We start from the raw sequence: 21,763 nt of genomic DNA on the forward strand, positions 1-21,763 counted from the left end.
CAGTGGGGAGGCAAACAGAGAGCGGTGCTCTCAGTTCAGAGAGTTGATCTGAAAGGTGGGGTCGATGGCACTCCAGGTGATCGTCGGTGCCGGTCCGGTCGGCCAGGGCGTGGCCCGGCTGCTCGCCGACCGGGGTGAGCGGGTGCGGCTGGTCAGCCGTCGGGGCACCGGGCCCGAGCACCCCGGGATCGAGCGGGTCGCCGCCGACGCGGCCGACCTGGATCGGCTGGCGGAGGTGGCGAAGGACGCGGCGGCGCTCTACAACTGCGCCAACCCGGCGTACCACCGCTGGGCGACGGACTGGCCGCCGATCGCCGCCGTACTGCTGGCCGTGGCGGAGCGCACTGGGGCGGTGCTGGCGACCACCGGCAACCTGTACGGCTACGGCCCGGTGGACGGGCCGATCACCGAGAGCGCGCCGCTGCGCCCGAACGGCGTGAAGGGCCAGGTCCGGGTGCGGATGTGGCAGGACGCGCTGGCCGCGCACCAGGCCGGACGGGCCCGGGTGACCGAGGTACGCGGCTCCGACTACCTCGGCGCGGGCGCGCAGACCCTGTTCACCCTCCTCGCGGTGCCGAAGGTGCTGGCCGGGAAGCGGGCGTCCGTGCCGGCCGACCTGGACGCCCCGCACAGTTGGACGTACGTCGGCGACGTGGCCCGTACCCTGGTCGCCGCTGCCGCCGACGAGCGGGCCTGGGGACGGCCCTGGCACGTACCCAGTCAGCCGCCGGTGTCGATCCGGGCGCTGGCGGCCCGGCTCGCCGAGCTGGCCGGTGCCCCGGCCCCGCGGCTGGCCTCGATGCCGCCTGCGGTGCTCTGGCTCGGCGGGCTCTTCGACCCGACGGCCCGCGAGCTGCGGGAGACGGCGTACCAGTTCCGCCGGCCGTTCGTGCTGGACTCCTCGGCGGCGACCGCGACGTTCGGCATCGAGCCGACCGGGCTGGACACCGCGCTGCGGGAGACCGCCGGGCTCACCCCGGCGGCGTCCCGCTGATCCAGGTCCGGCCGACGGCCTCCCGGCCCGGGCTACTCCTGCTCGGCCAGGGGCCGGCCGTCGAAGTCGATCGCCGAATAGAGCGCCAGCTTCTCCAGCCGGTGGTATGAGTCGATCACCCGGATGGTGCCGCTCTTGGAACGCATCACGATCGACTGGGTGTACGCGCCACCGGCCCGGTAGCGGACCCCGCGCAGCAGGTCGCCGGAGGTGATCCCGGTGGCCACGAAGAAGGCGTTGTCGCCGGTCACCAGGTCGTCGGTGGTGAGTACCCGGTCAAGGTCGTGCCCGGCGGCGAGCGCCTTCTCCCGCTCCTCGTCGTTCCGGGGCCAGAGCTTGGCCTGCATCGCCCCGCCCATGCACTTCAGCGCACAGGCTGCGGTGATGCCCTCCGGGGTGCCGCCGATTCCCATCAGTACGTCGACGCCGGACTCGCCCCGGGCGGCGGCGATGGCCCCGGCGATGTCGCCGTCGGAGATGAACTGGATGCCGGCGCCGGCCCGGCGGATCTGCTGCACCAGGTCCTTGTGCCGGGGCCGGTCGAGTACGCAGACCGTGACGTCGGAGACCTCGGTGCCCTTGACCTTGGCGATCCGGCGCAGGTTCTCCGCGACTCCGGCGTTGATGTCCACGGCGTCCGCATAGACCGGGCCGACCGCGAGCTTCTCCATGTAGAAGACGGCGCTCGGGTCGAACATCGCGCCGCGTTCGGCCACCGCGAGCACGGCCAGGGCGTTCGGCATGCCCTTGCTCATCAGCGTGGTGCCGTCGATCGGGTCGACCGCGACGTCGACCTCCGGCCCGGTGCCGTCACCGACCTGCTCACCGTTGAACAGCATCGGGGCGTTGTCCTTCTCGCCCTCGCCGATCACCACGACGCCGCGCATCGGGATCGAGTTGATCAGCTTGCGCATGGCGTCGACAGCCGCGCCGTCGCCACCCTCCTTGTCGCCCCGGCCGACCCACCGGCCAGCGGCCATCGCCGCCGCCTCGGTCACCCGGACGAGGTCGAGGGCCAGGTTGCGGTCCAGGTTCTGTGGCACCCGGGTACGGGTGTTGGTCATGTCGGCTCCTCCTCGCGGCACTGCGGGGTGGCCCGGCACAGCGCGGCGCGCCGCCGCCGGCCTTGTCAGGAATCCTGACACGCTGGTCAACTTAACGCCGGTTCGGGGGGCCGGTGTCCGGATCCCGGTAACCGGTGGGCCGAAGGCCCTGCCGGCGAGGCTGTCAAGATAGAGGGGTGAACTCCACCCAGCCTGCCGACCGTAGCCCGGACGACCAGCTCCCGGGCGAACCCGACGCGGCCCTCGCCGACCGGTCGGAGGGCGCCGGGCCGGACGACGAGCGGGTCGTACCGACCGCGATCAGGTCACAGCGGTCGACCAAGGACATGGTGATCTCGCTGCTGGTCCTGCTGGTGCCGATCGCCCTCGTGATCGGCTTCGGCCGGGTCGTCCTCGACGCGGACCAGCCGGTGGTGGTCGATCCGGCCCCCGCGTTCCAGGAGGCCCGGGCCGCCAACGCCTTCCCGGTCGGTGAGCCGACCGGCCTGGCCGACGGCTGGCGCACCGTGCTGGCCGAGTTCCGCCGGGAAGCCGGCGGTGCGACCCTCCGGATCGGCTACCTCAGCCCGGACGGCGGCGGGGTGCAGCTCGTGCAGAGCAGCCTGCCGGCCGACGGGCTGCTGCGGGCCGAGCTGACCCGCGACGGGCGGCCGCAGGGCACGCTTGAGGTGGGTGGCCGCAGTTGGCAGCGTTACACGGCCCGCTCCGACGAGTCGGCCCTGGTGCTGATGGAGCCCGGCCGGACGGTACTGGTGGTCGGTCGGGCGTCCGAGGGTGAGCTGCGGCAGATAGTCGCTTCCCTGCGGTAGTTGTCCGGTATCGGTACGCTTCGTGTCTGCCATCACGGTGGGCACACGCCTGCCGGGCAACCTTCTGGGGAGGGATCGACAGTGACATTCCGACGTTGGGGCGTCGCCACGATCGCCACGTTGGCCCTGTTCGCGCCGGCTCTGACGGCCTGCGCGGGCGCGGGCACCGAGCCGAGCGCCTCCGGCTCCGACTCGCCGGCGATTCCGACGGATGCCAAGGAGGCACTGCTCGCGTCGACCAAGGAGATCACCAAGGGTAACTTCAGGTTCAGCATGACGGGCAGTGACCTCGACGGTCAGGGCGTCGTGCACCTGCCGAGCAAGAGCGCCCAGATGACCATGAAGGCCGGCAGCGACGGGTTCTCGATGGACATGGAGATCGTCTACATCGAGCCGGAGAGCTGGGTGAAGTTGACGATCACCGGCGCCGAGGGCGTACCGGGGCTGGAGAAGCTGAACTCCGGCAAGTACCAGCACCTGGACCAGTCCAAGATCACGGGTACCCGGGGGCTGGGCTTCGACTTCAAGGACGTCGACCCGGCCGGCAGCGAGGCGCTGACCAAGGCCGTCGTCGACGTGCAGAAGACCGGCGAGGGCGCGTACACCGGCACCATCGACCTGACCAAGGCCACCGACGCCGGCATGGTCGACGAGGACGCGGTCAAGCTGCTCGGCGCCGAGGCGACCAAGCTGCCGTTCGAGGCCAAGCTCGACGCGCAGGGCCGGCTCACCTCGCTGACCATCCAGTTGCCGGCGGTCGGCGGTGGCAAGGCGCAGCAACTGACGGTCAGCTACTCCGACTACGGGGCGGCGAGCCCGGCCAAGGCGCCACCGGCGGCCGAGGTCGTGGAGGCGTCGCCCGAGACGTACGAGCTGTTCAACAAGTGAGTACCGGTGCCGGGTGGGTGGCGCTGCCGCTCCGCCCGGTGCTCCCGGTGCCGCCGGTCAGCTCTGGGTGGTCTCCCGGGCCTGCCGGACGGCGTCGATCCGTTGCCGGGCACCGTCCAGCCAGCCCTGGCAGATCTCGGCCAGCCGCTCGCCCCGCTCCCACAGCGCCAGCGACTCCTCCAGCGAGGTGCCGCCGGCCTCCAGCCGTTCGACCACCGTGGCCAGCTCGGCCCGAGCCTGCTCGTAACTGAGTCCGTCGCCCGGCCCGCTCGCGCGTTCTTCCGTGTCAGTCATGGTGGGTCCCATCTCAGCACACCGGCGCCGGACGCCGGTCCGCACACACCCGTGCGACGGCTACGGCTCGACGACCGCGCCCAGCTCGCCCTCGGCGAGGCGTACCCGCAGCGGGTCACCGGCGGCGACCTCATCCGGTGCCCGTACGACGTGCCCGTCGGCGCGCTGCACGATGGCGTACCCCCGGTGCAGGGTGGCGGCGGGGGAGAGGGCCCGGAGCCGCGCCACGGTGTGCCGGAGTTCCCCGGTCGCGGTGCCGAGCCGGTGCTGCACGCAGCGGACGGCCCGGTCCCGCAGCGCGGTCACGTCGGCGGCCCGCTGGTCGAGCAGTACCTCCGGCCGGGCGAGCGAGGGCCGGGACCGCCAGGCGTCGAGGCGGTGCGCCTCCCGGTCGACAAGCCCGATCATCGCCCGGTCGAGCCGGTCCCGGGCCATCCGGATCAGCCGGGTCTCCTCGCCGAGGTCCGGCACGATCCGCTTGGCGGCGTCGGTCGGCGTCGAGGCGCGCAGGTCGGCCACGTAGTCGACCAGCGGAGCGTCGGTCTCGTGGCCGATCGCGCTGACCACCGGCGTACGGCAGCCGAAGACCGCCCGGCACAGCGCCTCGTCGGAGAAGGGGAGCAGGTCCTCGACGCTGCCACCGCCCCGGGCCAGCACGATCACGTCGATGCTCGGGTCGGCGTCGAGCACCTTGAGCGCGTCGACGATCTGCGGTACGGCGGTCGGGCCCTGCACCGCCACGTTGACCGTACGGAACTGCACCGCCGGCCAGCGGCGCTGGGCGTTCGTCAGCACGTCCCGTTCGGCTGCCGAGGCGCGGCCGGTGATCAGGCCGATCCGGCTCGGCAGGAAGGGCGGCCGGCGCTTGCGGGCCCGGTCGAAGAGCCCCTCGGCGGCGAGCAGCTTCTTCAGCTTCTCCAGCCGGGCCAGCAGCTCGCCGAGCCCGACCTGCCGGATCTCGTCGGCCCGCAGGCTGAGCGTGCCCCGGGCGGCGTAGAACTCGGGCTTGGCGTGCAGCAGTACCCGGGCGCCCTCGGCCAGCTCCGGCGCACCGGCGTCCAGTACGTCCCGGTTGGTGGTGACGGTGAGGCTGAGGTCGGCCGACGGGTCGCGCAGGGTGAGGAAGACCGTCGCTGCGCCGGGGCGCCGGCTGAGCTGCGCCACCTGGCCGTCCACCCAGACCCAGCCGAGCTTGCCGATCCAGGCGCTCAGCTTCTGGCTGACCACCCGGACCGGCCAGGGCTCGTCGGGGGTACTGCGCGGGATGCCGGCCTCGGTCATCCGGTCAGCCTACGGCGGCCACCGTCCGCACCGCGCCATGCCGGCCGCCCGGCGGGACGGCGGCCAGCGGGCGGGACCACGGGCGGAACGTAGACTGGGCGGGTGACCGAGGCTCAGGCGACACCCCAGACCGGCAAGCGTGTCCTGTTGGCCAAGCCCCGCGGCTACTGTGCCGGCGTCGACCGTGCCGTGCAGACCGTGCAGGAGGCCCTCAAGCTCTACGGGGCGCCGATCTACGTGCGCAAGCAGATCGTGCACAACAAACACGTCGTCTCCACCCTGGAGCGGCAGGGCGCCATCTTCGTGGAGGAGAACGAGGAGGTGCCGGAGGGCTCGACGGTGATCTTCTCGGCGCACGGCGTGGCGCCGGAGGTCTACGAGCAGGCGAAGGCCCGCTCGCTGAAGGCGATCGACGCCACCTGCCCGCTGGTCACCAAGGTGCACCACGAGGCCCGGCGGTTCGCGGCGGACGATTACGACATTCTGCTCATCGGTCACGAGGGGCACGAAGAGGTGATCGGCACCTCAGGTGAGGCACCCGCGCACATCCAGCTCGTGGACGGTCCGGACGACGCCGACAAGGTGACCGTACGGGACCCGTCGAAGGTGGTCTGGCTCTCCCAGACGACCCTGTCGGTGGACGAGACGATGGAGACCGTCGCCCGGCTCAAGCGCCGGCTGCCGCTGCTCCAGTCGCCGCCCAGCGACGACATCTGCTATGCCACCCAGAACCGCCAGCACGTGGTCAAGGAGATCGCCGCCGACTGTGACGTGGTGATCGTGGTCGGCTCGCGCAACTCGTCCAACTCGGTGCGGCTGGTCGAGGTGGCGGTGGACGCGGGCGCCCGGGCCGGCTACCTGGTCGACTACGCCTCGGAGATCTCCGACGATTGGCTGGCCGGGGCCAGCACGGTCGGCCTGACCTCCGGAGCGAGCGTCCCCGACGACCTGGTGATGGAGGTGCTCGACCATCTCGCCGCGCGCGGCTTCACCGACGTGACCGAGGTGACCACGGCCGACGAGCGGCTGACCTTCTCGCTGCCACAGGACCTCAGGCGCGACATGAAGGCCGCGGCGGCCAAGGCGGCGGCCGAGCAGGCGAGCCCGCTCGCGGCGAGTGCCGCCAACGGCTGACCGGCCGGGCGGCGTGGCGCGGAACGGGCGGCCCGGCGTACGCGTCGAATCTGCCATGACGACGCGGTGGATGGTCGGTGCGGTGCTGGCTGCCGGGCTGACCCTCGGGGCGTGCGCGGACTCCGGCTCGACGCCGCCGAACGGATCGGGAGGAAGTCCGGTGACCGTGTCCCCCTCGCCAGACCCGGCCTCGTCAGGCCCGTCAGGCCCTGGTCCGTCCGGCCCTGGTCCGACCAGCCCCGGCGGTCCGAGCGCGGATCCGACCGCTCCGACCAAACCACCGCGCGGCGGGGCGGCGCCGAGCGGTACGACCACGCTGCGCGGGACGGTCCAGGCCGGGGTCGAACCCAACTGCCTGCTGCTGGACGGCTATCTGCTGGTCGGTGGCCCTCGGGACGTGCTCACCGCCGGAGCCCGGGTGACGGTCGTCGGCGAGGTACGCCCCAATCTGATGACCACCTGCCAGCAGGGCACCCCGTTCCAGGTCCAGAGCGCCACTCGGGGCTGACCGCCCGGAGGGGCTGACCGCCAGGAAATGGACGGGAGCCGCATGGGAGGTACGGCGGCCGTTCCGGCTCGGAGGCATATGCCCGGTGAGCGTGATACCGGTCCTGGACGGGCCGACGCCGGATGTCCGGGTACCCAGTAGAGGATCTGGCCCGCGAGCAATGCGGGGTGGACGTCGGGCAGCTCCCGCAGGGCACGGGCGAGCTGGGCACCGAGGTACACCATCAGGCCGACCCGGTCATTCCGGAAGGCGGTCACGAGCGCCAGCCGCGCGTGCTGGTTGGGCCAGGGAATCCCGCAGGCGCGACAGCGGTACGACGGGTGCGCATCCGATCTCGGGCCGGCGGGGGCGTTGGCTGGTAGGGCATCGGGACGAGTTCGACCGAGTCGGGACAGCGCCAACGCGACCCGCATCGGCAGTACCGCCAGAACCGGCGCCAGCCCGACGGTGATGCTGGAGTACGAGCAACACGCCACCATGGTCCGAAGCTTCGAGCTGACGGTGGTTCCTGGGCTGCTCCAGACAGCAAGGACCGGCAGGGGCCGGCGCTGGCGTTCGGGCCGATCGCCTGGCGTGCGTTCCTCGACGGGGTGGCCCGGCGACGGTAGTAACCCCAGACGTCGAACGGGGTCCGTCCCAGGCTGGGACGGACCCCGTTCGGTGCAGTGGATCGTCGAGGTCAGTTCACCGCGTCGACCTTCACCAGGGCGTTGCCGACCACGGCACCGTCCACGGTGACGACCTTCATCTCGCCGGAGAGCTGCCGGCCGGCGGCCGGAACCGTCAGCGCGGTCACCGAACCGGTGATGGTCGTCGTGTCCTGGTACGCCAGCGATTCGTAGGTCGCCGGCACGGACAGGTTGCCGAGGGCGGGGGAGAAGAACACGTCCCGGTAGTCGAGCTGGGTGGTACCGGCCGGCACCGAGTACCCCTCGACCTCGATCTCGTAGGTCCCGGCCGCCGGATTGGCCAGCGAGACGGACTCCTCCGAGTCACCGTCGGCGTCGAACGCCACCCGTACGCCGTCCTTGTAGACGTAGAGGTCGAGGTCGGCACCGGGGTCACTGGTGTTGCCGATCGCCACGTCGAGCCGGCTGGCCCCGGCCGGGACCGCCACCTCGTAGGTCAGCACCTCGTGGTGCCCGATGCTCGGCCGCGCCTCCACGGTGCTGCCGAGCGGCCCGCCCGAGCCGGTGACGACGACCGGACCGAACTGGTTGGTCAGCTCCCAGTCGACCGGGGTGGGCTCCCCGGCCTGCACGCTGGGCAGCTCGGTCTCGTCCGGGGTGACCTCGACGCCCTGCACCCGGGCCTGGATCTGGTACGGGTTGCCGAGCAGCGGCGACGTACGCCGGGACTCGACCTCGATCTCCCAGACGCCCGGGATCGGGTTGTCGTACGACCGCTCGTCCGGCTTGCAGGCGGCCACATCCGAGAAGTTGGTGAAGCAGGCCGTGCTCACGGTGTTGTCCACCGGGATGCCCCACGGGTTGATCGCGATGAACCGGGTCTGCGAGCCGGGGGCGATGCCGGTCAGGTTGACCTGCAACGATCCGGCACCCTCCGGCACCGTGACGAAGTACGTCTTGAACAGGTTGCGGTCCACGTTGCCGCCGGCCGAGAAGGAGAAGTTCTTCTTCTTCGGCACCTCGGCGATCGTCACGACGTTCATGAACTCGAAGTCCACCGCCGGGGTCGCCGGGTCGTCGACCTCGACGATCGCGCTGTGCGCCCCGACGCCCGCCTTTGCCTCGACGCTGAACGTCACCGTCTTGCCCAGCGGCAGGTCCAGGTGCTCCGGCAGGTTGCCGAAGACGTTGCCGGTGTCGCCGACCAGCCGCAGGTCGTGCCGGACGGTCCCCTTCGGCCCGCTGTTCCGGGTCACCTTCACCTTGTAGGTCTTCGCCGCGTTCGGCTTCTGCCCGCCGGCGCCGACGGCGCACCGGTTGTAGATGCCGGTGCCTCGGTACGGCGTCGCCAACAGGTCCGCCAGCGGCGTGCAGACCGGGGCGTCGACCGTGTAGCCCCGGGTCTCCAGCGCGGCACCGGCCAGCAGTTGCCAGGCGGCCGGTACGTTGAGCTGCCCGTTGCCCTGGCCGTGCGCCGGTACCCCGTCGATCCAGGATGCCGACGAGTAGATCGCCCGGCGCAGCGCGGCGGTGGTGACCAGCTTGCGGTTCGCCTTGGCGGCCGAGAGCAACAGCGCGATGCCGCCGGTCACCTGCGGGGCGGACATCGACGTACCGTTGATCATCTGGTAGCCCGGCGGCAGCGGGTAGCCCGCCTCGGCCACCGGGTTGCCCGGCAGCCAGAGCGGGGTGGTGGAGATCGCCGACCCCGGTGCGGTGATGTTCGGCTTGAAGCCGCCGTCCTCACGCGGGCCGCGCGCGGAGAAGTAGAGGAGCTGGTACGGCGTGCGGGTCTCCGAGCCGTAGTTGGCCAGGTAGCTCTCCCGGCTGATCCCGGCGGCGACGCTGACGATGTCGCTGACCGTGGAGGGGTCGCCGATGGTGTTGATGCCGGGGCCGTCGTTGCCGGCCGAGAAGACGAGCTGCACACCGAGTTCGTTGACGATCCGGTTGTAGAGCTCCGCGCGCAGGTCGCTGCCGTCGTTCATCGACCCGAGGCCGCCGATCGAGATGTTGACCACGTCCACGTCGCGGTTGACCACCAACTCGACCATGCCGTCGGTGAGCGCGGCGAAGGTGCAGCCGCCGCCCCAGGTGCAGGCGCGGGCGGAGACCAGCTTCGCGCCGGGCGCCCCACCGTCCAGGTTGGCGTTGCCGAACATGTCGTTCGCGGCGGTGATGCCGGCGACGTGCGAGCCGTGCGAGTCCTCGACCACCCCGATGTTGACGAAGTCGTACGCCCCCGGCAGGCCGGCCGGGGTGGTGTCCACGTCCTCGCGGAACTCGACCACGAACGGGGTCTGGTCGCGTACCGGGGTGTCCGGCTTGTCGGTGCCGAAGTGGCCCACGTCGTAGCGCTCGGCGTACGGGCGCATCACCGCGTCGTCGGTGAAGTCCCGGTTGCCGTTGGCGTCGACCCGGATGTCGTGGCTCGTCGGGTCGTAGAGGATGCCGAACAGGTCCGTGGTGTCGCCGTCCCGGTTGATGTCACCGGCCGGGGCGCTCCCGGCGGTGATGGACTCGGCGAACCGGTTGATCCGGTACGTCCCGGCCGGCGCCGTCCAGGTGGCACCCGCGTAGCTGAAGCTCGGGCCGGTCACCTGGTCACGCATGATCCGCCAAGTGGCGTCCCCGTCGAAGATGGGGTCGGTGGCGGTGAACCAGTCGACGATCTTGCGCTCGCCGGTCGAGGTGGTCTGCAACGACGGGTGGTCCAGGTCGACCCCGGTGTCCATGATGCCGATCGTGACGCCCCGGCCGTCCCAGGTCGGATGCGCGGCCTTGAAGTCCACCGCCCCGATCTCGTGGGTCGGCATGTACGGGTTCCGGGCCGGCGTGTCGGCTCCGGGACCGGGCACCGCCGCCTTGGCCCGCGCCTGTGCCCGGGCCGGCGTGGGGGTCGGCTCGGGCTCCGGCAGCTTGACCTTGTCGTCCAGGTCCACCGCCGCGATACCGGGCAGCGCCGCGGCGGCCGGCACGGCCGAGGTGGGTACGCTGGCGCGGACGTAACCGACCTGGTCGGCCCGCTTGGCGATGATGCCGCCGAGCTTGCGCAGCCCGGCGACGACGGCGGCCGACCGGCCCTTGTCGGCCGCGATGAGCAGCGTCACCCGGGATTCCTTGCGGGACTTCGCCTCGGCGAGCAGTTCCAGGTCGCGCGGGCCCAGGGTGTCGGTGGGATCGGACTTCAGGGTTTCGGGGGCGGCGGTCGGATCGGCGCTCGCCGGGGTGGCACCGGTGGCCAGGGTCAGGCCGCTCAGGACCACGACCGAGGCGAGTACCCCGGCGGAGGTCCGTCGGCGCCAGGCACGGGATCTACTCACGTTCATGTCCTTCGGGAGAACAGGCCCTACAGCGCAGGGCACACGTGACCGGAATCCTCGGTCGCCGTGCACATGCCTGTCACTATCGCGCTCCGCGTTGTGACCACCCCGTGATCTGAGTGGACCGATCGGCGCGGTAGCTGGGCGGATCGGCGTCGATGACCGGCTGAACGCCGGTTCCGATTCGGACGGTCAGAGCTGGGTCGGCCGGGGAATCTCCAGGTGCCGTGCGGTCGGCGGATCGACCAGCTCGGGCGCCTGCGGCTGGCGTGGCGCGGTCTCCACCTGCGGCGGCACCGGCAGGTCGTCGCCGGCCACGCCCAGCTCGGCGAGCTTGCGCGCGCTGACGAGTACTCGGGCCTCCAGCGAACCCACCGCCCGGTTGTACGCGGTCACCGCCCCGCCGAGCGCCCCGCCCAGCTTGGCGACGTGCTCGCCGAGGGTGCCGAGCCGGCCGTACAGCTCGCGGGCCAGCGCGTGCACCGCCACCGCGTTGCGGGCCAGCGCCTCCTGCCGCCACGAGTAGGCGACGGTACGCAGCAGCGCCACCAGGGTCGCCGGGGTGGCCAGCACCACGTTGCGGGCGAACGCGTGCTCCAGCAGCGTCGGGTCGCGTTGCAGCGCCACGTCGAGGAACGGGTCCGCCGGCACGAAGAGCACCACGAACTCCGGGGACTGGTCGAAGGCGGCCCAGTAGGACTTGGCGGCCAGCGCGTCGACGTGTGCCCGCAGGTGCCGGGCGTGCGCGTCCAGGTGCCGGTCCCGGCCCTGCTCGTCCCGGGCCTCCATGGCGGTCAGGTACGCGTCGAACGGTGCCTTCGCGTCCACCACCACCGAGCGGCCGCCGTGCAGCCGGACCACCAGGTCGGGGCGGACCACCTGGTGCTCGGTCGCCGCGGTCACCTGCTCGGCGAAGTCGCAGTGCTCCAGCATGCCGGCCGCCTCCACCACCCGGCGGAGCTGGTGCTCGCCCCAGCGGCCGCGTACCTGCGGGGCGCGCAGCGCGGCGACGAGCTGCTTGGTCTCGGTACGCAGCTCGCCGGAGACCGCCGTCATCGCGCGGACCTGCTCGCGCAGCTCGGCGTACGCGTCGACCCGGTCGTGCTCCAGCTCGGCGACCCGCTGCTCGTAGCGGCGCAGGGTCTCGTGCAGCGGCGCCACCGCCCGGGCCACCGCCTCCTGGGACTGGGCGGTCGCCTCGTAGGAGAGCGCCCGCATCGACTGCTCCAGCCGGCCCTCGCCCTCCCGGGTGGCCCGCAGGGTCGCGTCCAGCCGGGCGATCTCGGCGGTCGACCGTGCGGTCGCGGCCAGCCAGCCGATCGCCCCGCCCGCGACGAGGCAGACGATCACCACCGCCACGGTCGAGAGGTCCACCTCACAGAGCATGCCAGGCGCCCGGCGCAGCGGCGCGAGTACTCGCCGGTGGTGGTGGGTACCGTGGGGTGATGGGCGAGGTGTTCTGGTTCCTGCTGCTGGTGGTGCTGCTCGGCGGTGCTGTCCTCTGGTGGCGTCGCGAGCGCGCCGCCCGGCAGGCCCGGGAACTCGCCGACGCGCGGGCCGAGGCCGGTCGCTGGTACGAGCGGCTGGGCGGGCAGTTGATGAACCTGCACGGCACCGAACCGGCGGTCCGGCAGGCGCTGGCCGACGCCGGGGAGCGCTACAACGCCGCCGGTGCCCAGCTCGAACAGGCGCGCAGCGCCCGGCAGTACGAGCTGGCTCGGGAGACCGCCCTGGAGGGGCTGGCGTACGTCCGGGCGGCCCGGGTGGCGCTCGGCATCGATCCGGGGCCGGAACTGCCGCCGCTGGCCGCCGCCCGGGGCGTCGGTGCGGTCACCGTGCCCAGGGAGGTGCAGGTCCAGGGCGAGACGTTCCGGGCCGGGCCGGACCCGGGGGCGGGGACGCCCTACTACTACCCCGGTGGGCGGATGCAGGGCCGGCCGGTGCCGGCCGGCTGGTATTCGACGCCGTGGTGGAAGACCGGCCTGGCGGCCGGTGCCGGGGTGCTCGGCGGCGTGCTGATCGCCGACGCCCTCTTCTCGCCCGCCTTCGCCGATCCGGGGTACGGCTCCGATGCCGGCTACCAGGAGGGCGTCGCCGACGGCGCGGATGACGGCGACGCGGGAGGGGCGGCGGATCCCGGTGCCGGAGACTTCGGTGGAGGCGGATTCGGCGGTGGGGATTTCGGCGGCGGAGACTTCGGCGGCGGTGGAGACTTTTAGCGGTACGACCGGATTGTCCCGGGGGTCTGTCCGGTCTTCGGGCTAACCGTCCGGCGGATGGTAGGGCTGACGGGATGGTCCTTGCGAGGGCCAGCCGGCAGAGTCGTCAACTGTGAGCGTTGACGTGGAGACCGTAGGGAGGCGCCGGCTGGTGATTGCCGGACGCTGGCTGACCAGCCTGGCTGTGGCGGGACTCGGGGTCGTGGTGGTGACCGTGACCGCACAGTCGATCGACCGGTTCCACTGGTGGGCCGGCTTCGTGCTGGTACCCGGAGCCCTGATCGCGGCGTCCGGCGGACCCCTGCTGGCCCGCGGCGGCGGGCGCGCGTTCGTCGGATACCTGCTGGCCTGCGTCGGCGGACTGGTCTTCGCGGTCGGCGCGATGCTGATGCTGGGGGTGATGGGGCGCGGCTGGCCGTTCATGATCACCCTTCCGGCGCTGGCCGTCGCCGGCACCTATCACTGGCGGTCGCCGGATCCGCTGCCCCGGGCGTTCCACCGCACGGTCGCGATGCTGGCGCTGAACACCGCCGCGCTCGGGATCACGTTCCTGCTGCTGGTCAACGACGCGGTGGACTTCGGCTCGACCGGCTGGTGGGGCGGCTTCATGATGGTCGGCGGCGTGATCATCCTGGCCAACGGGCTGGAACTGCTCCGGCACCGGATCCAGTACCGGGCCCAGGCCGTCACCCTGGCCGTCGGCCCGGCGGTGATCGCCTTCCTGCTCGGCCTGCGCTTCCTGCGCGACTGGCCGTTCCAGTTCTGAGCCGGGCGCCGTCCTCCAGCGGACCGGTCAGCGCTCGTCACCCGGGCGTACGATGCCCGCCTCGTAGGCGAAGACCACCACCTGGACCCGGTCCCGCAGGCCGAGCTTGCCGAGGATCCGCCCGACATGGGTCTTCACGGTCGCCTCGGAGACGGTGAGCAGCCCGGCGATCTCGGCGTTGGAGCGGCCCCGGGCCACCTCCACCAGCACCTCCCGTTCCCGGTCGGTCAGCCGGTGCAGCCGCTCGTCGACCGGGGACCGCCCGGTGGACGGGTCCGGCAGGTGTCCGGCGAAGGCGTCGATCAGCCGCCGGGTCACGCTGGGCGCCACCACCGCGTCGCCGGCCGCCACCGCCCGGATCCCGGTGAGCAGGTCCGGCGGGGGTACGTCCTTGAGCAGGAACCCGCTCGCCCCGGCCCGCAGCGCGGCGAAGACGTACTCGTCGAGGTTGAACGTGGTGAGCACGAGGATCCGGGCCGGGGCGCCGGACTCGACGATCTGCCGGGTCGCCTCGATGCCGTCCAGCACCGGCATCCGGACGTCCATCAGCACCACGTCCGGGCCGAGCGTACGGGTCATCGAGACGCCCTGCGCACCGTCGCCGGCCTCGCCGACCACCGCCAGGTCGGGCTGGCTCTCCAGCACCATCCGGAAGCCCAGCCGGAGTAGCGGCTGGTCGTCGACGAGCAGCACCCGGATGGTCACGCCGTCTCCCCACCCCGCCCGGTCAGCTCGGCCGCCCGGGTCACGTCGTCTCCTCGTCGTCGAGCCGCAGCCGGGCCAGTACCCGCCAGCCGGGGCCGTCGGACCGGGGCCCGGCCTCGACCTCCCCGCCGTACGCGGCGGCCCGCTCGATCATCCCAGCCAACCCGTGCCCACCGCTCGACGCCTCGGCGGTACGCCCGGCGCCGTCGTCGAGGATCTCCAGGTGCAGGCCGTCCGGCCGGGAGTACAGCCGGATCTGCACCTCGGCGGCCGGGCCGGCGTGCTTGAGGGTGTTGGTGAGCGCCTCCTGGACGATCCGGTAGACGGCGAGCCCGGCGCCCGGACCGCAGGCCAGCGGCGCGTCGTGCACGGTCAGCCCGACCCGGAGCCCGGCGGTGCGGACCTGCGCGACCAGCGAATCCAGGTCGCCGAGGCCCGGCTGTGGCGCCCGGCCGGCCGCCTCGTCGCGGAGCAGCCCCAGCAGCCGGCGCATCTCGCCGAGCGCCTGCCGACCGGTCGCCGACACCTGGGCCATGGTCTCGGCGGCCCGCTGTGGAGCCGTACCGGCGGCGTAGCTGGCGCCGTCGGCCAGCGCCACCATCACGGCGAGGTTGTGCGCCACGATGTCGTGCAGGTCCCGGGCGATCCGGGCCCGCTCGGCGGCGACGGCGAGCCGGGCCCGCTGGTCCCGTTCCCGTTCCAGCCGGCGGGCCCGCTCCTCCAGTTCGGCCAGGTAGGCCCGGCGGATCCGCACCGTCACCCCGAGCAGCACGGTCGCGGCGAGCCCACAGGTGATGAAGCCGAGTGAGGTCCAGTTCGGCCCACCCGGCAGCAGGAGTACGACCGCAGGGATCTCGGTCGCCGCGACGATCGGCCAGACGTGGCGCTGCGGGCGGTACCGGGCGACGGTGTAGATCGCCACCGCGACGACGAGTTCCGGGTGGACCCCGTTGACCCGGATGCCGACCAGCACCGCCGAGACGATCGCGAGGCCGTACACCGCCCAGCAGACCAGGACCGGGGCCTGCCGGCGCCAGACCAGCGGGGCGTGCACGGCGACGAACCAGAGCCAGGCGTCCACTCCGGTGCCGGCCAGCGCCACCGGTCCGCTGGCCAGCCCGAGCAGCAGGACCAGGCCGGCGTCGACCCACCGGGGATGCCGCCGGAGCAGGTCAGACATCCACGCCGGGGTCGTCCGTGCCAGCGGGAGCGTGCCGGGCACGGCGAGCTATCCGTCCCGCCGACGCAGCACGGCGACCCCGCCGAGCAGCAGCAGGCCGGCCCAGCCCACCAGCACCGCGCTGGCCGGGGCGGGCGCCAGCATCTCGATCGGGCTGCCGTCACCGTGCAGGCTGTACATCGCCTGACCGGCGAGGGCCGGTACGTATTTCAACACCGCCTCCTCCCGGTCGCCCGGCAGCACCGGCCCGAGCAGTGCCGGTACGACCATCAGTAGTACCACCAGCGCGGTGATCGCCCCGGCGGTGTGCCGAAGCATCGCACCGAGGCCGAGCCCGAGCAGCCCCATCAGCACCGCCGATCCGGCCGCTCCGGCGATCGCGCGGGGAACCCCGGGATCGCCCAGCGACGCGCCGTCCGGCCCCAGCCCGGCCTGGCAGGTCAGGAACGCGGCGAGGCAGGTGACCGCGAGAACCGGTGCGGTGACCCCGGTCAGGGCGACCGCCTTGGCGGCGAGCACCGGCCAGCGCCGGGGTACGGCGGTCAGGGTGGCCCGGATCGCGCCGGTGCCGTACTCGCCGGAGATCTGCAGCACCCCGAAGACGCCGATCACCAGCATCAGGAAGTCCATCGGCAGGAACGCCATCGCGACCGCGTCGGCCACGGACGGGGCCGGCTCGCCGGACTGCACCGAGCGGCGTACGCCGTAGCCGATCGCGCCGGCCAGCCCCACCGCGAGCAGCAGCACCGTACCCAGGGTCAGCCAGGTGGAGCGGAGCGAGCGGAGCTTCGTCCACTCCGACCGGACCACCCTGGTGAACGTGATCCTCACCGGTACTCCACCGCCTCCCGGGTCAACTCCATGTACGCCTCCTCCAGCGACGCCCGGCGCGGGGTCAGCTCGTGCACGGCCAGCCCGCCGGCCAGGGCCAGGTCGCCGATCCGCTCGGCGGCCAGCCCGGCGGCCTGGAACACGCCCGGCTCGACCCCGGTCAGCGCGGCACCGTGCGCGGTGAGCAGTTCAGCCAGCTCGGTGGCGTGCGGCGAGCGCACCAGCACGCTGCCGACGGCGACCCGGGCGATCAGGTCCGCGACCGTGGTGTCGGCGAGCAGTCGCCCCCGACCGATGATCACCAGGTGTTCGGCGGTGACCGCCATCTCGCTCATCAGGTGGCTGGAGACCAGCACGGTACGTCCCTCGGCGGCCAGCCCCTTGAGCAGGTTGCGTACCCAGAGCACCCCGTCCGGGTCGAGCCCGTTGACCGGCTCGTCCAGCATCACCACCGCCGGGTCGCCGAGCAGTGCGGTGGCGATCCCGAGCCGCTGGCCCATCCCGAGCGAGAAGCCGCCGGCCCGCCGGTCCGCCACGACGGTCAGCCCGACCGTCTCCAGCACCTCGTCGACCCGCCGCCGGCCGATCCCGTGGGTCTGGGCCAGCGCCAGCAGGTGGTTGCGGGCACTCCGTCCCCGGTGCACCGCTTTGGCGTCGAGCAGCGTACCGACCTGGCACAGCGGCGCGGGGTGGTCGCGGTAGGGGCGACCGGCCACCGTCACCGTCCCGCCGGTCGGCCGGTCCAGCCCCACGATCATCCGCATGGTGGTGGACTTGCCGGCTCCGTTCGGCCCGAGGAACCCGGTGACCTGGCCGGGTTTCACCGCGAACGACAGTTCGTCGACGGCGAGGGTTTCGCCGTAGCGCTTGGTCAGCGCCTGCACCTCAATCATGACTCCGACGCTAGGCGTGGCCGGGCCGCCCGCCGACCGCCGCGAGGCTGGTCGTCGACGCCCCGGCCGTACGCCGGAAGTCGTACGTGATGCTGCTAGCGGCGGAGCCGCCAGGTGAGGCCGTGGCCGTACGGGTAGCGGACCGTCGCCGGGTCGGCCGGGTCCGGCACGCTGACCGGGAGCTTGCCGCGCGGTGCGACCTCTCCGGCGAGTACCCGGGTCAGCGCCTCCATCGACGCCTTCGTGTAGCCGAACGTGACGAGCTGGGTCGGCACGTCGTCGAAGTGCCCGACGTCGTACGCGTCCCGCACCGCGACCACCACCACTGGCTTGCCGGTGGCGGCCAGCGCGTGCACCAGCTTCTGCTGCCGGGCGTTCGGGTCGGTGACCGTGGTGTCGAAGGCCTTCTGGGTCAGCACGATCGTCAGGTCGTTGGCCTGGGCCGCCGCCACCGCCTCGGCGATCTTCGCGTCGTTCGGCAGCCCGGTCGGCAGCGCGCTGGTCCGGTTGCCCCGGGCGGCCAGCCCGGCGGCGAGGGTGCCGACGTTGTCGAAGGCGCTGGAGTTCCAGCCGGTGACCAGCACCGACCGGTCGGCCTTCGGCAGTGGCAGCAGCTTGGCGTCGTTGCGCACCGCGGTCACGGTACGGTCGGTGATCTTCCGCAGCTCGGCCTGGTGGGCAGGCTGCCCGACCACCCGAACGGCGGCGTCCGGGTCGACCGGCGGCACCCCGTCGAGTACGCCCCGGCGCTGCTTGAGGGTGAGGATCCGGCGTACCGACTGGTCGATCCGGGCCTCGGTGAGTTCACCGGAGGCGACGGCGGCGAGTACGGAGTTGACCGCCAGGTCGAGGTTCGGCGGCATCAGCAGCAGGTCGGCACCGGCCTTGAGGGCGAGTACCGGGACGCGGTCGTCGCCGTACTGCTGGCGTACCCCGGCCATGCCGAGCGAGTCGGTCACCACCACGCCCCGGAAGCCGAGCCGCTCCCGGAGCAGCCCGGTGAGGATCGGCGCGGAGAGCGTGGCCGGGTCGCCGGAGTCGTCCAGCGACGGTACGACGATGTGCGCCGTCATGATCGTGTCGACTCCGGCCGCGATGGCGGCCCGGAACGGCGGTTCGTCGAGCCGCTGCCACTCGTCCCGGGTGTGGTGGATCACCGGCAGCGCGGTGTGGCTGTCGTCCCGGGTGTCGCCGTGTCCGGGGAAGTGCTTGGCGGCCACGCTGACCCCGGCACCGGCCTGGAAGCCGACCACCTGGGCGGCGGTCATCCCGGCCACCAGCAGCGGGTCGGAGCCGAAGGAGCGTACCCCGATCACCGGGTTGGCCGGGTTGACGTTGACGTCGGCCGACGGCGCCCACGCCTGCTGGATGCCGACGGCCGCCAACTCCCGCCCGGTGATCCGGGCGGCGGTGTACGCGTCGACCAGGCTGCGCCCGGCGCCGAGCGCCATGTTGCCGGGGAAGAGGGTGGCCGGGGCCGGCAGCCGCTGCACGATGCCGTGCTCCTGGTCGGTGGAGATGAGCAGCGGGATCCGGGGGCCGTTGGCGGCGGCGCTCGCCTGGAGCCCGTTGGAGAGCGTGGCGATCTGCCGGGGTGAGTCGAGATTGTGCGACCAGGAGAAGTAGATGACCCCGCCGAGGTGGTATTTCGCGACCACCTCGGCACCGGTCTCCACTCCGTACGCCTGGCGGTTGGCGGTGGCGTCGGCCGCGCTCGGCGCGGTGGCGGAGCCGCCGTAGACGTAGGTGGCAAAGAGCTGGCCGACCTTCTCCGGGAGGCTCATCCGGGCGATCAGCCGGTCCACCGGGGACGGTGTGCCCCGGGTGGACGGTGCGGCCTGGGCGGGCGGGCTGGCGCCGCCGGCGACGAGCAGGGCGATCGCGACGCTTGCTGCCAGTAGCCGGGTCCGCATGGCACCTCCAGGTGATTCATCCGACTCTGTAAATTAGTCGCCCCCACGGTGAAGGGCAAGAAGCTTCTGTGTTATTGCCAATGGCGAAGGAAACCTTCATTCTGGTCGTGCTCGATGACCGGCACGGAGGTGGTGGCGATGCGTCGTCGGAGGATCGGCACCGGACTCCTCGGTGCCGGAGTCGGCACGGTGGTCCTTTTCGCGGCCCTGGCCGTACCGCACGCGGCGACCGCCGGACCGAAAGTCGGCCAGGCGGTGACCGGTCCCAAGGTGGGCCAGGCAGTGCCCGGGGGCCGCAGCGGAGGATGGCAGAGCGGGCCGCCGACCGTCGAGCCCGGCGACGTCCGGTTCGCCCGGCGCACGCTGCGGGCCGGCCGGCCGCAGGAGGTCGGCCTGCTGCCCGAGTACGTCGACCGGCTGCGCACCGACGCCGAGGCGTACCTGACGCCGACCCCGGACCACCCCACCTTCCCGACGTACGCCGGAGCCGTGCTGCTGGCCGCCAAGGACGGGGTGGTGGTCCGGCACGAGGCGGTCGGCACGGCGGTGAAGTACAGCGAGGTCGGGCCGGCACCCGGGCGGATCGGTGTCGAGTTGCCGGCCGACCAGCAGATCCCGATGCGCAAGGACACCATCTTCGACCTCGCCTCGATCTCCAAGCTCTTCACCACCGTGGTGGCGCTGCGCCAGGTCGAGCGCGGCACCGTCGAGCTGGACGCGCCGGTGGTGCGCTACCTGCCGGAGTTCGCCGCCGGTGGCAAGGAGGCGGTGACCGTACGGATGCTGCTCACCCACACCGGCGGGCTGCCCGCGTTCGCGCCACTGTGGAGCAGCTACCCGACCCCGGAGGAGCGGGAGGCGGCCGCCCTGGCCACCCCGTTCGCCGCCGGTGCCAGCCCCGGCAACCAGTACGTCTACTCCGACCTCGGGCTGATCGCGCTCGGCGTACTCGTGGAGCGGGTGACCGGCCGCCCGCTGGAGCAGCTCGTCGCCAGCGAGGTGACCGGGCCGCTGCGGATGGTCGACACCGGCTACAACCCGGCACCGGCGCTCCGGCACCGGATCGCGGCCACCGAATACCAGCCGTACGCGAACCGTGGCATGGTCTGGGGCGAGGTGCACGACGAGAACGCCTGGGCACTCGGCGGGGTGGCCGGGCACGCCGGCCTCTTCTCCACCGCCGCCGACCTGGCCATCTTCTGCCAGATGCTGCTGAACGGCGGCGAATACCGGGGTGCCCGGATCCTCCGCGAGTCCACGGTCCGGGACATGCTGGTCAACTACAACGCACGCCTGGAGAGCCGCTATCCGGAGAGCGACCGCGGGCTCGGGGTCGAGCTGCACAAGCACTGGTACATGTCCGGGCTCGCCTCGCCGGTCGCGTTCGGGCACACCGGGTTCACCGGCACCTCGATCGTGATCGACCCGCTGGTGCACACCTTCCTGATCCTGCTGACCAACCGGGTACACCCGGATCGGAACTGGGGCAGCAACAACGTCGCCCGGCGGGCGCTGGCCCGCGACCTGGCGTACGCGACTCCGGTCCGGCCGCCGATGGGCGGCACCGCCTGGCGCGCGGACGACCTCGACGGCGGCAGCGTCACCCTCAGCGCGCCGCTGCGCCGCGCCGCCGGCCGCGCGGCGGTGGCCAGCTTCCAACTCTGGTACGACACCGAGCCGCGCTACGACCTGCTGCACTTCCAGACCTCGGCCGACGGCGGCGAGACCTGGGCACCGGTCGACGTGACCCTGGTCGGCCCGACCGGGCGGTGGACCGCCGAGGGCTCGGTCACCGGCTACGGCGGCCGGCGCTGGTGGCAGGCGTTCGCGGAACTGCCGGCCGGCACCACCGACCTGCGCTGGAGCTACACCACGGACGGCACTTCCCGAGGCCGCGGCGTGTACGTCGACGGCCTGCTCGTGGTCGGCACCAACGGCCTGCTCTTCTCCGGTGAGGGCAGCGACGCGACCCGCTTCACCGCCACGGGCTGGACCCCGTCGAGTCGTTAGTCAGGGGGCCGGCCTCGGCGAGGGTCAGATCGGGATTACGGGCAGTTCGGCGCCGCCCTTGTCGCCGTAACGCTCGGGCTCGGCGGTGAGCACGTAGGCGTGTGGGGTTGGGATATCCGCCGGCGGGACTGTCGAGCTGCCCCGCCTGTGCGCCCACTGTCCCGGGCTGGCCGAGCCCCGACCCCCGCCGGCCGGTCGACCCGGACCGCCTCGCCATGCGCCGTCTCGGCCCAACCCGACTCTCCGTGCCCCGTCTGTGCACCCAGCTCGACAGTCCGCGCACCAGCTACCCCCTGGTCGGCCGTCGGTCGTCCATCCTGGT

The 21,763-nt window shown here is 72.6% G+C and carries 19 protein-coding genes; 9 read left to right on the top strand and 10 right to left on the bottom strand.

Annotation, left to right across the window (positions count from 1 at the left end; all coding sequences use genetic code 11):
- Positions 1 to 64 precede the first annotated feature (64 nt).
- Positions 65 to 994 carry an NAD-dependent epimerase/dehydratase family protein gene (locus AAH979_RS24075; protein WP_346260381.1) on the top strand — a complete coding sequence of 310 codons (930 nt, stop codon included), beginning with the start codon at positions 65 to 67 and terminating at the stop codon, positions 992 to 994.
- Between the two features lie 32 nt (positions 995 to 1,026).
- Here the strand turns inward: AAH979_RS24075 and glpX are convergent, their stop codons facing one another.
- On the bottom strand, positions 1,027 to 2,058 hold the full coding sequence (glpX, locus tag AAH979_RS24080) for a class II fructose-bisphosphatase (protein ID WP_346260382.1): 1,032 nt from the start codon (positions 2,056 to 2,058) through the stop codon (positions 1,027 to 1,029).
- 176 nt (positions 2,059 to 2,234) lie between these two features.
- Between glpX and AAH979_RS24085 the strand changes: the two genes are divergently transcribed.
- Positions 2,235 to 2,867 carry a DUF4245 domain-containing protein gene (locus AAH979_RS24085; RefSeq protein WP_346260383.1) on the top strand — a complete coding sequence of 211 codons (633 nt, stop codon included), beginning with the start codon at positions 2,235 to 2,237 and terminating at the stop codon, positions 2,865 to 2,867.
- Positions 2,868 to 2,948: 81 nt separating this feature from the next.
- Entirely contained in the window at positions 2,949 to 3,755 is an 807-nt protein-coding gene (locus tag AAH979_RS24090) for a hypothetical protein (protein ID WP_346260384.1), read from the top strand.
- Between the two features lie 57 nt (positions 3,756 to 3,812).
- Here the strand turns inward: AAH979_RS24090 and AAH979_RS24095 are convergent, their stop codons facing one another.
- Positions 3,813 to 4,049, bottom strand: coding sequence for an exodeoxyribonuclease VII small subunit (locus tag AAH979_RS24095; protein WP_346260385.1), 237 nt, complete (start codon positions 4,047 to 4,049; stop codon positions 3,813 to 3,815).
- Positions 4,050 to 4,109: 60 nt separating this feature from the next.
- A complete protein-coding gene (gene xseA, locus AAH979_RS24100; RefSeq protein ID WP_346260386.1) occupies positions 4,110 to 5,330 on the bottom strand; it encodes an exodeoxyribonuclease VII large subunit in 1,221 nt (406 codons plus the stop codon).
- Between the two features lie 102 nt (positions 5,331 to 5,432).
- On the opposite strand from xseA, the gene AAH979_RS24105 reads away from it, so the two are divergent.
- The 3 genes from AAH979_RS24105 to AAH979_RS24115 all read left to right on the top strand — a co-directional run bounded on the left by AAH979_RS24105 (position 5,433) and on the right by AAH979_RS24115 (position 7,580).
- Positions 5,433 to 6,464 (top strand): 4-hydroxy-3-methylbut-2-enyl diphosphate reductase, encoded by a 1,032-nt coding sequence (locus AAH979_RS24105; RefSeq protein WP_346260387.1) that lies wholly within the window; start codon positions 5,433 to 5,435, stop codon positions 6,462 to 6,464.
- Positions 6,465 to 6,519: 55 nt separating this feature from the next.
- Entirely contained in the window at positions 6,520 to 6,972 is a 453-nt protein-coding gene (locus tag AAH979_RS24110) for a hypothetical protein (RefSeq protein WP_346260388.1), read from the top strand.
- A 365-nt stretch (positions 6,973 to 7,337) separates the two neighbouring features.
- Positions 7,338 to 7,580: a DUF397 domain-containing protein gene (locus AAH979_RS24115; protein ID WP_346260429.1), complete on the top strand. Its 243-nt coding sequence runs from the start codon at positions 7,338 to 7,340 to the stop codon at positions 7,578 to 7,580.
- A 71-nt stretch (positions 7,581 to 7,651) separates the two neighbouring features.
- On the opposite strand, the gene AAH979_RS24120 is transcribed toward AAH979_RS24115, so the two are convergent.
- Entirely contained in the window at positions 7,652 to 10,930 is a 3,279-nt protein-coding gene (locus tag AAH979_RS24120; protein ID WP_346260389.1) for a S8 family serine peptidase, read from the bottom strand.
- A 186-nt stretch (positions 10,931 to 11,116) separates the two neighbouring features.
- Positions 11,117 to 12,310, bottom strand: a complete 1,194-nt coding sequence (locus AAH979_RS24125) for a DNA recombination protein RmuC (protein WP_346260390.1) — start codon at positions 12,308 to 12,310, stop codon at positions 11,117 to 11,119.
- A 59-nt stretch (positions 12,311 to 12,369) separates the two neighbouring features.
- On the opposite strand from AAH979_RS24125, the gene AAH979_RS24130 reads away from it, so the two are divergent.
- Positions 12,370 to 13,143, top strand: coding sequence for a hypothetical protein (locus AAH979_RS24130; RefSeq protein WP_346260391.1), 774 nt, complete (start codon positions 12,370 to 12,372; stop codon positions 13,141 to 13,143).
- 151 nt (positions 13,144 to 13,294) lie between these two features.
- On the top strand, positions 13,295 to 13,909 hold the full coding sequence (locus AAH979_RS24135) for a hypothetical protein (protein WP_346260392.1): 615 nt from the start codon (positions 13,295 to 13,297) through the stop codon (positions 13,907 to 13,909).
- Between the two features lie 27 nt (positions 13,910 to 13,936).
- Here the strand turns inward: AAH979_RS24135 and AAH979_RS24140 are convergent, their stop codons facing one another.
- The 5 genes from AAH979_RS24140 to AAH979_RS24160 all read right to left on the bottom strand — a co-directional run bounded on the left by AAH979_RS24140 (position 13,937) and on the right by AAH979_RS24160 (position 19,431).
- The gene (locus AAH979_RS24140) at positions 13,937 to 14,614 is read right to left on the bottom strand and encodes a response regulator transcription factor (RefSeq protein WP_346260393.1); all 678 of its coding nucleotides are present in this window, start codon (positions 14,612 to 14,614) and stop codon (positions 13,937 to 13,939) included.
- A 40-nt stretch (positions 14,615 to 14,654) separates the two neighbouring features.
- On the bottom strand, positions 14,655 to 15,794 hold the full coding sequence (locus AAH979_RS24145; protein WP_346260394.1) for a sensor histidine kinase: 1,140 nt from the start codon (positions 15,792 to 15,794) through the stop codon (positions 14,655 to 14,657).
- Positions 15,795 to 15,842: 48 nt separating this feature from the next.
- The gene (locus tag AAH979_RS24150; RefSeq protein WP_346260395.1) at positions 15,843 to 16,625 is read right to left on the bottom strand and encodes an ABC transporter permease subunit; all 783 of its coding nucleotides are present in this window, start codon (positions 16,623 to 16,625) and stop codon (positions 15,843 to 15,845) included.
- Positions 16,622 to 17,518, bottom strand: a complete 897-nt coding sequence (locus AAH979_RS24155) for an ATP-binding cassette domain-containing protein (RefSeq protein ID WP_346260396.1) — start codon at positions 17,516 to 17,518, stop codon at positions 16,622 to 16,624. Before AAH979_RS24155 ends, AAH979_RS24150 begins: the two co-directional genes overlap by 4 nt.
- Before the next feature lie 95 nt (positions 17,519 to 17,613).
- Entirely contained in the window at positions 17,614 to 19,431 is a 1,818-nt protein-coding gene (locus AAH979_RS24160; RefSeq protein ID WP_346260397.1) for a glycoside hydrolase family 3 N-terminal domain-containing protein, read from the bottom strand.
- A gap of 114 nt (positions 19,432 to 19,545) precedes the next feature.
- On the opposite strand from AAH979_RS24160, the gene AAH979_RS24165 reads away from it, so the two are divergent.
- Positions 19,546 to 21,441, top strand: a complete 1,896-nt coding sequence (locus AAH979_RS24165) for a serine hydrolase (RefSeq protein ID WP_346260398.1) — start codon at positions 19,546 to 19,548, stop codon at positions 21,439 to 21,441.
- Positions 21,442 to 21,763: the final 322 nt, after the last annotated feature.

It is taken from the genome of Plantactinospora sp. ZYX-F-223 (genome assembly GCF_039649625.1).
Classification (GTDB): Bacteria; Actinomycetota; Actinomycetes; order Mycobacteriales; family Micromonosporaceae; genus Plantactinospora.